Source organism: Agromyces sp. CF514, assembly GCF_900113185.1.
Taxonomy (GTDB): domain Bacteria; phylum Actinomycetota; class Actinomycetes; order Actinomycetales; family Microbacteriaceae; genus Agromyces.
The window spans coordinates 701,002-714,057 of sequence record NZ_FOZD01000001.1; the positions used below are offsets into that span (position 1 = coordinate 701,002).

At 70.2% G+C, this 13,056-nt stretch carries 10 protein-coding genes; 8 read left to right on the forward strand and 2 right to left on the reverse strand.

What is annotated here, in order from left to right:
- Positions 1–20 precede the first annotated feature (20 nt).
- The 5 genes from BM342_RS03100 to BM342_RS19770 all read left to right on the forward strand — a co-directional run bounded on the left by BM342_RS03100 (position 21) and on the right by BM342_RS19770 (position 6,505).
- The gene (locus BM342_RS03100; RefSeq protein WP_092964040.1) at positions 21–1,253 is read left to right on the forward strand and encodes a sugar ABC transporter substrate-binding protein; all 1,233 of its coding nucleotides are present in this window, start codon (positions 21–23) and stop codon (positions 1,251–1,253) included.
- 124 nt (positions 1,254–1,377) lie between these two features.
- Positions 1,378–3,018: an ABC transporter permease subunit gene (locus BM342_RS03105; protein WP_092964041.1), complete on the forward strand. Its 1,641-nt coding sequence runs from the start codon at positions 1,378–1,380 to the stop codon at positions 3,016–3,018.
- Between the two features lie 116 nt (positions 3,019–3,134).
- Complete coding sequence (locus tag BM342_RS03110; RefSeq protein ID WP_092966441.1) at positions 3,135–4,004, forward strand: sugar ABC transporter permease; 870 nt, start codon at positions 3,135–3,137, stop codon at positions 4,002–4,004.
- A gap of 70 nt (positions 4,005–4,074) precedes the next feature.
- Entirely contained in the window at positions 4,075–5,973 is a 1,899-nt protein-coding gene (locus BM342_RS03115; RefSeq protein WP_092964042.1) for a glycoside hydrolase family 13 protein, read from the forward strand.
- 250 nt (positions 5,974–6,223) lie between these two features.
- Positions 6,224–6,505: a DUF4190 domain-containing protein gene (locus tag BM342_RS19770; protein WP_177232038.1), complete on the forward strand. Its 282-nt coding sequence runs from the start codon at positions 6,224–6,226 to the stop codon at positions 6,503–6,505.
- A gap of 42 nt (positions 6,506–6,547) precedes the next feature.
- Here the strand turns inward: BM342_RS19770 and BM342_RS03125 are convergent, their stop codons facing one another.
- The gene (locus BM342_RS03125) at positions 6,548–6,865 is read right to left on the reverse strand and encodes a PAAR domain-containing protein (protein ID WP_092964044.1); all 318 of its coding nucleotides are present in this window, start codon (positions 6,863–6,865) and stop codon (positions 6,548–6,550) included.
- 2 nt (positions 6,866–6,867) lie between these two features.
- Positions 6,868–8,154, reverse strand: a complete 1,287-nt coding sequence (locus tag BM342_RS03130) for a COG1470 family protein (RefSeq protein ID WP_092964045.1) — start codon at positions 8,152–8,154, stop codon at positions 6,868–6,870.
- Positions 8,155–8,342: 188 nt separating this feature from the next.
- On the opposite strand from BM342_RS03130, the gene BM342_RS03135 reads away from it, so the two are divergent.
- From BM342_RS03135 to BM342_RS03145, 3 genes are all read left to right on the forward strand, one after another.
- Positions 8,343–8,966, forward strand: coding sequence for a response regulator transcription factor (locus BM342_RS03135; protein WP_092964046.1), 624 nt, complete (start codon positions 8,343–8,345; stop codon positions 8,964–8,966).
- Positions 8,967–9,112: 146 nt separating this feature from the next.
- Complete coding sequence (locus BM342_RS03140; RefSeq protein ID WP_092964047.1) at positions 9,113–12,439, forward strand: hypothetical protein; 3,327 nt, start codon at positions 9,113–9,115, stop codon at positions 12,437–12,439.
- Positions 12,436–13,056 carry a Pvc16 family protein gene (locus BM342_RS03145; protein ID WP_092964048.1) on the forward strand — a complete coding sequence of 207 codons (621 nt, stop codon included), beginning with the start codon at positions 12,436–12,438 and terminating at the stop codon, positions 13,054–13,056. The genes BM342_RS03140 and BM342_RS03145 overlap by 4 nt, the downstream gene beginning before the upstream one ends.

Sequence of the window (13,056 nt, forward strand, 5' to 3'; positions counted from 1 at the left end):
ACACTGAGAAGGGCACACCAATGAGGGTGAACACGAAGAGCCTCGTCGCCGCAGGCGCGCTCGCGGTCGTCGCGACGCTCGGACTCGCGAGCTGCGCATCGGGCGACAGCGGTTCCGAAGGCGAAGCCTCGGCCAGCGGCACGCTGACGGTCTGGGTCGACGCCGAGCGCGTCGACGCACTGCAGGGCGCGGCAGACGCCTACACCGAGAAGACCGGCGTGAAGGTCGACCTCGTCGGCAAGGACAACGCCGACATCAAGGACGACTTCATCCAGCAGGTGCCGACCGGCAAGGGCCCCGACATCACCATGGGCGCGCACGACTGGCTCGGCGAGCTCTCGACGAACGGCGTCGTCGCCCCGCTCGAGCTCGGCGACTCCGCAGCCGACTACCTCCCCGTCGCGATCGACGCGTCGACCTACGACGGCACCGTCTACATGCTTCCGTACGCCGTCGAGAACATCGCCGTGCTGCGCAACGCCGACCTCGTTCCCGAGGCCGCCACGAGCTTCGACGACATGATCGCCAAGGGCAAGGCCGCCGGCCTCACCCAGCCGTTCGTGGTCGAGCAGGGCGCGGAGGGCAACCCGTACCACCTCTACCCGTTCCAGACGGCGTTCGGCGCACCGGTGTTCGGCAGCGACGAGAACGGCTACAACGCCGACGACCTGCAGCTCGGCAACGCGGGCGGCGAGCAGTTCGCCACCTGGCTCGGTGCGCAGGGCAAGAACGGCACCGGTGTCTTCAACACCGACATCGACGGCGACATCGCCAAGCAGGCCTTCATCGACGGCACGGCCGCCTTCTGGCTGACCGGCCCGTGGAACGTCGGCGCAGCCGTCGACGCCGGCATCAACGTCGCGGTCGACCCGACCCCGAGCCCGACCTCCGACCCCGCGCAGCCCTTCGCCGGCGTCAAGGGCTTCTTCATCTCGGCCGAGTCGAAGAACAAGGTCGCCGCGAACGACTTCCTGGTCAACTACCTCGGCAGCGAGGACACCCAGCTCGAGCTCTTCAAGGCCGGCAACGTGCTCCCCGCCAACGCCGCGGCCGCTGAGACCGCCTCGAGCGACCCGATCATCGAGGGCTTCGCCGCCGCCGGTGCCGACGCCGTGCCGATGCCCGCGATCCCGGCCATGGGCCAGGTCTGGCAGTACTGGGGCATCGCCGAGGCCGACATCATCAACGGTGCCGACCCGGTGACCACGTGGCAGAAGCTCGCCGCGGACGTGCAGGCGGCGATCGCCGGCTAGTCGCATCCATCGTCGGTCGAGTAGCGACCATGGAGCGTATCGAGACCGGCCTTGCGCGGGTCTCGATACGCTTCGCTACTCGACCGACGTTCGGATCCCCAGACGACGAACAGGGAAGAGCAGCATGAGCACCACGATCGACGACCCGGCCAAGGCCGGCGAGCCCAACACGGGCGCAACGGGCGGCAAGCCGCCCACGCGACGACAGCGACAGGCCGCAGGCATCGCCGACGCGGCATCCGTCGGGGTCAAGGTGCTGCTCGTGAAGCTGCTGGGTCTCGGCATCGTCGACGCGCTCGCGATCTTCGGCGTCATCATCCTCGTCGGCGCCGACCAGTGGCTCGTCGCGGCGATCGTCGCGATCGTCGCGATCGTCGTCAACTGGATCTACTTCTCGCGGCGCAAGCTGCCCGCGAAGTACCTCACGCCCGGCGTGATCTTCCTCGTGGTCTTCCAGGTGTTCGTGCTCGTCTACACGGGCTACATCGCCTTCACGAACTACGGCACGGGCCACAACGGCTCGAAGGAGCAGGCCGTCTCCTCGCTCATGGCCTCGTCGCTCGAGCGCGTCGAGGACTCGCCGAGCTATCCGGTCACGGTCGTCGACCGCGCCGGCGAGCTCGGACTGCTGTTGACCGACCCCGACGGCGACGCGCTCGTCGGCACCGCCGAGACCCCGCTCGAACCCGTCTCGGCCGACTTCGACGGCTCGAAGGCGGTCTCCGCCGACGGCTGGACCACCCTCAGCTTCGCCGAGGTGCTCGCCCGCACCGACGAGATCACCGAACTCGCGGTGCCGTTCTCCGAGGACCCGAACGACGGCGCCGTGCGCACGCCCGACGGCTCGAGCGCCTACCTCTACGTCTCGACCCTCGAGTACGACGAGGCCGCCGGCACCATGACCGACCTCGAGACCGGCACGGTCTACACCGACATCGGAACGGGAGCGTTCACCTCGCCCGACGGCGAGGAACTGCTGCCCGGATGGCAGATCGTCATCGGCTTCGACAACTTCGTGCGCGCCGTCACCGACGAACGCCTCGCGGGCCCGCTCGTCTATGTCACGCTCTGGACCTTCGCGTTCGCGCTCATCTCGGTCGCGTCGACGTTCTTCCTCGGCCTGTTCCTCGCCATCGTCTTCAACGACATGCGCATGCGCGGCCGCAAGTTCTACCGGGTGCTGATCATCCTCCCGTACGCCATCCCGTCGTTCCTGTCTGCGCTCGTGTGGGCCGGCATGATGAACGAGAGCTTCGGGTTCATCAACCAGGTGCTGCTCGGCGGGGCATCCGTGCCATGGCTCACCGATCCATGGCTCGCCAAGGTCTCGGTGCTCATCGTGAACCTCTGGCTCGGGTTCCCGTACATGTTCCTCGTGTGCATGGGCGCGCTGCAGTCGATCCCCGAAGAGCTGCAGGAGGCCGCGACGGTCGACGGCGCGAAGCCGTGGGCGATCTTCCGACTGATCAAGCTGCCGCTGCTGCTCGTGAGCGTCGCACCGCTGCTCATCGCGTCGTTCGCGTTCAACTTCAACAACTTCAACGTGATCTACATGCTCACCGACGGAGGACCGCGCGACTCCAACGCGCCGATCCCGGTCGGCTTCACCGACATCCTGATCTCGATGGTCTACAAGGTCGCGTTCACCGGGCAGACCCGTGACTACGGGCTCGCGAGCGCCTACTCGATCCTGATCTTCCTCATCGTGGCCGTGATCTCGATCATCGCGTTCCGCCGAACCAAGTCCCTCGAGGAGCTGAACTGATGGCCCGCAAGCCCGTTCCCGGCACGCAGGCCGGCCTCGTCGTCGGCGAGCTCGAGGAGTTCGACGACTCGACGCGTGCGCACGCCAGCCTCGGCGACGCCGCGCCCGTGCGCGAGATGCCCAAGCGCCCGTTCAACTTCGGCCGCTGGTTCCGCGCCACCGGCTGGCGCCACATCGTCGGCGTCGTGATGCTGGTCTTCTCGCTGTTCCCGATCGTGTTCGTGATCTCGTCGTCGCTCAACCCGAACGGCACGCTGACCGGCTCGAACGCGCTGTTCTCGAAGATCGGCCTCGACAGCTACGTGCGGATCCTCACCGATCCGCAGGTGCCGTTCACGACCTGGCTCGGCAACACGCTGATGATCTCGGGCGTCACCGCACTGCTCACGGTGTTCCTCGGCGCGCTCGCGGCCTACTCGTTCTCGCGCATGCGGTTCACGGGGCGACGGTTCGGCCTCATCGGCATCGTCGTGGTGCAGATGTTCCCGCAGCTGCTCGCGGTCGTCGCGATCTTCCTGCTCATGAGCGCGATCGGCGACCTCTTCCCGGCGATCGGCCTGAACACGCACATCGGCCTGATCATGGTGTACCTCGGCGGTGCGCTCGGCGTGAACACCTACCTCATGTACGGGTTCTTCAACACGATCCCGCAGTCGATCGACGAGGCGGCCAAGATCGACGGCGCCGGGCACGCCCGCATCTTCTTCACGATCGTGCTGCGGCTCGTGGCCCCGATCCTGGCGGTCGTCGCGCTGCTGTCGTTCATCGCCTCGGTGAACGAGTTCGTCGTGGCATCCGTGCTGCTCATCGACACCGAGAAGCAGACCCTCGCGGTCGGCCTCACGAAGCTCGTCTCCAACCCGCGCTACGCGGACTGGAGCGCGTTCTCGGCCGGCGCGGTCATCGCGGCGCTGCCGGTGGTCGCCCTCTTCCTCTTCCTGCAGAAGTACATCGTGGGCGGGCTGACGGCGGGCGCGGTCAAGTAGGACCTCGGGCGAGCGGATGCCGCGAGGCGGCGTTCATGCCGATGTCACACGGAGATGGAAAGGTGAGCGCATGAGCGCCGAGCCGAGTCCGCTGCACCCGCACCACGACGGGTCGCCCATGCACGTCTCGACGCAGACGCCGGCGCTCGGCGACGTCGTGCGCGTGCGACTGCGGGTGCCCGCGGCCGCCGCGGCCGCCGACGGCTCGCCGCTCGGCGGACTCGCGTGGGTCGGCACCCGGTCGAACCCGAACCGCGAGCCGAGGTTCAGCGAGGCATCCGTCATCGAGACGCTCGACGGGTGGCGGTGGTGGGAGGCCGAGGTCGAGGTCGAGAACCCGGTGCACGGCTACCGGTGGCTGCTCGTCGGCGACGACGGACGGCAGCACTGGCTGAACCAGCTCGGGTTCTTCGGCACCGAGACCCGCGATCGCGACGACTTCAAGCTCGTCGCCCACGCGGCCGCACCCGAGTGGGCCGCGTCGAGCGTGCTCTACCAGGTGTTCCCCGACCGGTTCGCCCGTTCGGCGGGCGCCGCCGACCGGCCCGCGCCCGACTGGGCGTTCCCAGCCGAGTGGGGCGACCCGCAGCGGCTCGACCCGCCCTACCGGTCGGGACAGTTCTACGGCGGCGACCTCGACGGCGTGCGCGAGCACCTCGACCACCTCGAGTCGCTCGGCGTGAACCTGCTCTACCTCACGCCCGTGTTCCCCGCGCGCTCCAACCACCGCTACGACGCGTCGACCTTCGACCACGTCGACGAACTGCTCGGCGGCGACGAGGCGCTCGTGCGACTCGTCGCTGCGGCGCACGCGCGCGGCATCCGGGTGATCGGCGACCTCACGTCGAACCACTCGGGCGACGCGCACGAGTGGTTCCGTCGCGCGCAGGCCGACGACACGGCGCACGAGCGCTCCTTCTACTTCTTCGACGGCGATGGCGCCGATGCGGGCTACGAGTCGTGGCTCGGCGTGCCGAGCCTGCCCAAGTTCGACTGGAGCTCGACCGAGCTCCGCCGGAGGTTCATCGACGGGCCCGACTCGGTCGTGGCCAAGTACCTGCAGGCGCCGTTCGGGCTCGACGGGTGGCGCATCGACGTCGCGAACATGACCGGCCGGCTCGGCGACGTCGACCTGAACGCCGAGGTGCGGCAGACGATCCGCCGCACGATGCTCGACGTGAACCCCGACACGATCCTCCTCGGGGAGTCGACGAACGACGCGGCATCCGACTTCCAAGGCGATGCGTGGCACGGCGCGATGACGTACACGCCCTTCACCCGGCCCCTGTGGAGCTGGCTGCTCGAACCCGGTAGCCCGGGCGGCGGCGGCATCGGGTTCGCGCTCGGGCGCGTGCCGACCTTCACCGGCGGCGAGTTCGTGGCGACGCACCGGCGGTTCGCTGCCGAGTTCCCGTGGCGCACGCGCACCGCGACGATGAACGCGCTCGACACGCACGACACCCCGCGCTTCGCGACGAACGCCCGACCCGGAACGGTGCCGGTCGGGCTGGGGCTCGCCGTGACGCTGCCGGGCATCCCCGTGGTGTGGGCCGGCGACGAGTTCGGCCTCACGGGCGAAGACGGCGAGGCCTCGCGCACGCCCATGCCGTGGGGCACCGAGACCTCGCCCGGGGTCGCACCCGTGCTCGAGACCTATCGAACGCTGCTGCGGCTGCGGCGCGAGCACCCGGTGCTCGCGACCGGCGGCATCCGCTGGCTCGCGGTCGGCGACGACGCGCTGGCGTTCGTGCGCGAATCCGCCGATGCCACCGTGCTGGTCTTCGCGGCACGGGCCGCGGCCGAGCTCTCCTTCGATGCAGCCGCACTGGTCGGGGGAGCCTCCGCGGTCGTCGCGGCGACCGTGCTCTTCGGCGACGCCGGGCTCGCGGCCTCCGACGGCGCCGTCTCCCTCACAGCCGACGGACCCGCGTTCGGGGTGTGGGGGCTCGCAGCCGCCGATCTCGGCTGACTCGAACCTGATCAGCACAACCGGCAGGGCCGACCCGAGTGTCGTCGGTGCTGTTCGTGCCAGTAGCATGGCGGCCGACCGGACCGACGACCCCGAATCGAGCCCGATGGACGCCCCCACGCCCCAGCCCGTTCCCAATGCGCCCGCGTACGGCGCTCCGTCTTATGGCGCTCCGTCGTACGGCCCGCCGTCGTATGGCACGACGGACGTTGCCGCGGGTCACGGATCGCCCGTCTCGTGGGTGCCGCCCGTGACGGCACCGCAGAACGTGCTCGCCTGGGTGGCGCTCGGCCTCGGGCTCGGCAGCATGATGTTCGGCCTGCTCGCCTCGGTCGCCGCGATCATCTGCGGACACATCGCCCGCCGGCAGATCCGCGAGCGGGGTGATCAGGGTGGAGCCGCCGCATTGATCGGCCTCATCTTCGGATACGTGATGACCGGACTCATCGTCGCCGGCCTGGCGCTCTACTTCGGCTTCATCGCGCTGATGCTCGGTGCAGCCGCAACGAGCGGGGAGATCTCGAACCTCTGATCCCCTGGCGCCGGGCGGTCTCGGGCACCGATCTGTCGCCGGTCACCCGCCGATGATGACGGTCGGCGCCCCGGGGCCCGGCACGATCGGTTGGCCGTGCAGGCTGAGGTCGGCGACGCGTGCGGCCGGGAACCCGCCGATCAGTACCGTGAGGCTGCCCTGGGCGATGCCGTTCGGTGCGGGTGAGACGCACACGATGCCGCCGGGCATGCCATTGGCGACGGCCGCGGGCATGTTCGCGATGAGCACGGTCATGACGGCGGCGGCTGGCGTGATCGGACCGCCGACGTGCGGCTTCGGGCCGTCGGACAGGGCGCACGTCGCCATGTCGCCGGCGCGCAGTGCTGGTCCGGTCGGCATCGTCAGCCCGTCGTGACGACACGGCCCGTGATGAGCACCGACGCCTCGCACGCACCGCGCGCCGGACCGGTCACGGGCGGGGCGACCTTCGAGCAGGTGAGGGTTGCGAACAGCTCGTCGTCGGCCGCGAGTTCGACGGCGGTCACCCAGTGGAAGTCGATGTCGCGGAAGTTCTCGAGCCCCGTCGTGAAGATCGGGGCCGCGATGTCCGCGTTCTCGAGGGTCATGACGCCGAAGTCGCCGCTCGGATTGCTGATCACGATGTCGGTGATGCGCAGCACCGACTTCGCCGGCACCACCCACCGGTCGCTCTCGACCTCGCCCTGCGCGGTCGTGGCGGTGAGCTCGAATCGGATGTCGACGCTTGTCGTCTTCGACACGGGCGTGACCGGTGCCGGCGTCTTGCCGACCGCCTCGAGCGCCTCGTTCGCGGTCTGTGCAGCCGAATCCGCCTGCTCGGCCGCCGAGCCGGCCTGCTCCGATGCGGAGTCGGCCTTCTCGTTCGCCTGCGCGAGCGGCTCCTCGACCGCGTCGCGCGCGGCCGACTCGATCGTGGGCTTCAGCACGAAGAACCACAGTGCGAGGAGCAGGAGCAGGAGGAGGAGCAGCGCGAGCAGCAGCTTCCACAACCACTTCGGGAACACGCGCTCCTGCACGTAGCTGCCGGGCAGCACGAACGGCTGGTCGGCGCCCTCGGGGGCGACCGCGACGCTGTACTGGTGCGTCACCGGGTCGCCGCGCCAGACGCGCTTGGTCGGGCGCAGGTCGACGTCGACGAACTCGGTGTGTCCGGGATCGACCGAGACGTCCGGCGTCGGCGTGGAGAGCCCCAGGCGATCGTCGCTCTGCCCGGCGATCGCCGCGACCAGGGGAACGTTGCCCCGGTTGTCGATCGCCACGCGCACGCGCTTGCGTCCGCGACCGTGCGCGATCCGGGGGATCAGCTCGGCCTCGGTCTCGGCGAACGGGTTCACCGTGAGCATCGCCTCGGCGACCACCTGCACGTCGGGCTGCTCGACCGCGCGCGCCCGGATGCCCAGCGCCACCTGGCCGACCGCCGAGTCCGGAAGGCGCGGTGCGAGCACCGTGACCGTCGCCTGCTCGGTCTGGCCGGGGTAGATGGTGAGCGTGGCCGGCTCGATGCGCGTCCACGCGGCGGCCTCGCCGACGGCGGCGAGCTCGAACGACTCGACGAGCAGCGTGTCGTTCAGCACGCTGACGCTGAGCGTCGCCGCCGTGCCCGGATCGAGGGACAGGGCGGCCGGGGCGATGGTCGCACTGGTAGCCATGGCGTCACCGTACGGGCGTGGCGGCGGTGCGGGACAGGGCTCCGCGGTCAGCCGGTCGCGCAGCCGGAGTTGCCCGTTGAGCGGTTGTTGAGTGCGCGAAGAGGAGGCCGCGGCATCCTGTTCGTATTCCCCCAGCGCCACTGCATCACCGCACTGACGCCGCTGCACCGATGGACACAGGGGGAATCATGACCAGAACCACCGTGCGGGTGTACGCACGAGACCCGATCTCCGAGGCGGGCGTCACGAGCGCGCTCAGGCCTCGGCCCGAGGTGCGCGTCGTCGGACCGGACGACCCGGAGGCGCCCGAGGTCGTCATCGTGGTCGTCGACGTGTTCGACGACGAGACGATGAACAGCCTGCGGTTCCTGCGCCGCAACGGCGAGGCGCGCGTCATCCTGGTCGCGTCGCAACTCGACGACCGGGTGCTCGTCGACGCGGTCGAGTGCGGCGTCGTGGGGCTGCTGCGCAGGTCCGAGGCCACGACCGACCGGCTGTTGTCGGCGATCACGGCGGCCGCCGCCGGCGAGGGAACGGTTCCGCCCGACCTGCTCGGGCGCCTCCTCGACCAGGTCGGGCGACTGCAGCGCACCGTACTCGACCCGCGCGGCATCACCTTCAGCGGGCTCGCCTCGCGCGAGGTCGAGGTGCTGAGGCTCGTCGCCGAGGGCTGGGACACCGCGCAGATCGCCAAGGAGCTCTGCTACTCGGAACGCACCGTCAAGAACGTGCTGCACGACGTCACGACCCGGCTGCAGCTGCGCAACCGGTCGCACGCGGTCGCCTACGCGGTGCGCGAGGGACTCATCTGATCGGATGGCGCGGGCGGGCGCCCCGCCGCGCGGCCGCCGTCCGCCGGGTGCCCGTCGGGGCATCCGCCGGTGCGCGGAAGGGTGCCCGGCATCTGTCCGTCGCGCGGCGGCGTGGGACCGATCGTGGAGGACGTCGGAGGAGGACCGTGACGAGCCGGAACCGGATCGCCTGGGTGAGCGTCGCCATGACGCTCGCCGCGGTGCTCGGCGTGTCTGCCGCGGTGATGCCGGTGCTTCCGGCGGCCCGCGCGTCCGCTGCCCCGGTGGATGCGGAGTTCACGGTCTCGGTATCCGCGACGGAGGCGACCGTGGCCCCGGGCGATGCGATGCGGATCACGGTCGAGGTGACGAATGCCGGGGCCGTGGACTACGGTGCTCGGGCCCTCGTCGGGGTCTCGGTGAGCTGGCCCGGATCCATCCTCGAGCCGTCGACGTCGAGCTCGAACGCGCCGACCGGATGCGTCGCTTGGGGCGACGAGGAGTCCTGGTACACCGAGGATCCGGCCGCCGTTCCCGAGGCCAGTGGCGACGTCTGCTACACCGCGGGAGCGGGGAGCCCCGGTGGGACCGCGACCTTCGAGCTCTCGTTCGTCGGCCGGACGGGCGTCGTCGCGCGCACCGGGCAGTTCACGATCCGCACCGAAGCGCTCGTCATCGAACCGGGCGGCGACCCGCCTGGCTGGGACGTGATCTCCGAGTCCAGCCAGCACAGCGCGTTCGCTCCGGTCAGCCTCGCTGCCTTCCGCGTCTCGGTGCTGCCGCAGGTGCCGTTCGAGGGCGTCGGCGGACATGTGGCCGTCTACTACCTCGTGCGGGAGGTCGAGGGCGCGCTGGACGCCGAGCTGCAGGAGGGGGCGGACACACCCGATTACGAGCTCGACCTGCAGCTCACCTGGCCTCCGGGGTTCACCGTCGTCGACGATGCGGGCGCCCGTGAGAACTGCAACGGCGGCTTCAGCGCTGCCGGACTCTGCACGATCACCGTGTCCGACGGGACGGCGATCTTCGCGAGCTTCATGATCGAGTTCGCTGCACCGGGGAGCATCCCGAGCAAGCAGTCCGATGGCGAGTTCGCGATCGCGGCAGGCCCGAACGGCTGGTACTACCCACCCTTCGAGGGGCCGGCGATCGCGATCGCGCCGGCGCCGGCGGTCGACACCGCGTTGTTCAGGACGCGCGGGATCGGCTCAGGTTCCGGCGCACGGGGCGCGTCGTTCGCAGCTGCACGGGGCTCCGACGTGGGGACGGCGGCCGTGCCGCTCGCGGCGCCGCTTCCCAGCGGTGCCGTGCCGATTCCCGTCGCGTGGGTGATGTCCGACACGGCGTCCTTCAGCGTTGCCCGCGACGTGTTCCCGATCACCGTCGACCTCGATACGGATGTCGGCTGGCCGGGCAGCCCAGGGGTCGTGGCCACGTATCGGATCTCCCACGACCCCGACGTGTCCCTCGCGTTCGATGCGGAGGTCGAGTTCCGGCCCACGTGGCCGGCATTCATCCATCCGTCCGGCAGTCCAGAGGGATGCAACGGCTGGGATCCGGTCGAGCAGACCTGCCTGCTCACGGGGCTGGACGAACCGGGATCATCGCAGACGGTGACCCTGCGCTTCGCGTCGCCCGGCGAGGAGATCGGCGAGGGGATGATCGGCGCAGAGGGCGTCGAGGTCCGGCAGTCCTTCGGCGCCACCGAGAACCGTCCGCTGCCGGTCGAGTGGATCGTGCCGCAGGCGATCCGGTACGTCGTCGACTTCGAGAACTTCACCGTCGATGTCGCGCTCGACCGGGAGTTCGGCTGGCCCGCCGGACCGGACCTGATGGTGGAGGTCACGGTGACCTATGCGCGCGGCATGAAGGTGAGCGCCGACAGCCCGTTCGTCGGGCTGCGACTCGACTGGACGGAACTCCTCGGGCTCGCCGACCCGCCCGGCGTCGAGGGGTGCGACAGCTATGTCGACTCGGTGTGCACGATCACGGGGCTGGAAGCCGAGGGCGATCAGCGGGTCATCCGCCTCCGATTCACGATGCCCGACGCGGATGTCGGTCCCGCAACGGTGAGCGCGACGGCCGAGTTCCTGCGCAATGGCGTGCCGAACGACTACTCGGAACTGCCGACCGCATGGGTGGGGTCTGACAGCGAGGACTACGAGGTGCGCGCGCCCCGGATCGATGTCGCCCTGGATGTGAGCCCCCAGCTGAGCTGGGACGGCGGGCCGATCGTCGTCGCGCAGATCCAGCTCACCGCCGACGACCTGCTGGGCGAGCGCATCGATCACTATCGGGTGCGGATCAGCGTGGACGTGCCGGGCTTCCTCGTGCCCGTGTCGGTGGACGGATGCCTCGGTGCCGCTCCGGACTGCGTCGTCGAACCGGTGCTCGGCGGCTCCGGTGCGGCGGTGGTCACCATGCGGTTCCGCGTCGCCCCGGACGGGAAGGGCAGCGGGCAGATCTCCGTCACCGGGGTGGAGCTCATCGCGGTCGCGAGCGACAAGGCGGGCACGGAGTATCCGCTGCCGCCCGAGTGGATCGGCGCCGACGAGGAGCCCGTCGAGGCGATCAGGCCGACGATCGGCCTCGACCTGACGCTCGACCACGACCCCGGGTACACGGGAGGCGAGCAGCTCGTCGTCACGACCACCGTCACGCGCGAGAATCCGGGCGCGAAGCTCGACGGGCTCGTGATCGGACTCGACTTCGAGTGGGCCGGATACCTCACGCGCACCACGCAGACGGGTTGCGCGACGTTCGCGGGCACGACATGCACCGTGAAGGGACTCGACGAGCCCGGGGCATCCGCCGTGGTGAGGCTGACCTTCGCGATGCCGCCGCCGACGCTGCCTCCCAACCCCATCCAGGCACCGCGCACCGACGACCTCGCGGTCGACGGGGTGAGCCTGTCGTTCGACCCGCCGCCGGCGAAGCCGCTTCCGCCGCCGACGGTGCCCGACCCGGATCCCGACCCGCCGACGTGGCCTCCGGACGGCTGCTACATCAATGCGGACGGCGTCTGCGTCTGCGAGAACCAGTCGCAGGTCTGCCCGCCCGAACCGACGTCCACGCCGACGCCGACGCCCGGCCCCGAGCCCCAACCCGAGCCGGTCGACGGCACCCTGCCGCCGTCGTGGATCGGCCAGGACCGCGAGCCGTTCACGGTGCTTCAGCCGAACCTGCTGTTCTCGCAGTCGGTCGCGACCCCCGGCGACGGCATCGAGGCGTTCGGCGCCTTCCTGCCGCCGAACGCGCGCATCACGCTGCGCTGGGAGGGCGCGTCGCCGACGGTCGGTACGCAGTGGCCGAACCCGGCGAACCCGACCGAGGGGCGCTGGTCGCTCGTCGTCCTGCGATGGCAGGGCGTCGGTGAGCAGCAGTTGGTGATGCACAGCGAGGACGGCCTGTTCGCAGACGTGCCGACGAGCAATGCGCTGCTCGTGGTGCCGCGTTCGGCGATGGGCCCGGACCTGGTCGGGAGGGGCGGATGATCGGCGAGATCGACGAGGCGCTGCGCGCGCTCGTGAAGGCGTCGGAGGGCATCGCCGCCGACATCGACATCGCGCTCGACGCGCCGACGAAGGACTGGGCGGCGAGGCGCAACGCGCCGACGGTCGACCTGTTCCTCTACGACATCCGCGAGGATGTGCGCCGTCGCGAGTTCGGGTTCGTCGAGAAGCGCGACGAGCACGGCATCGTCGTGTCGCGCGAGCCCGCGCCGCGGTACTTCAAGCTGTCGTACCTCGTGACGGCGTGGACGCAGCGACCCGACGACGAGCACCGACTGCTCGACGCGCTGCTGCGGTGCTTCCTGCGGTTCGACGCGATCCCCGACGCGTTCGTGGTCGACACGCTCGCCGAGACCGGCCTGCCGTGCTCGATCACGATCGCGCAGCCGCCCCCCGAGGATCGCGCGTTCGCCGACGTCTGGTCCTCGCTCGGCGGCGAGCTGAAGCCGTCGCTCGACGTCGTCGTCACGGCGCCGCTGAGCCGTGCGATCTCGTACCACGTCGGTCCGCCCGTCACCTCGGGCGTGAGTGCCGGCTTCGAGGCGATGGGATTCGGGAGCGAAGATGCCAGGTTCCAGCCGGCCAAAGACGAGGGCTGA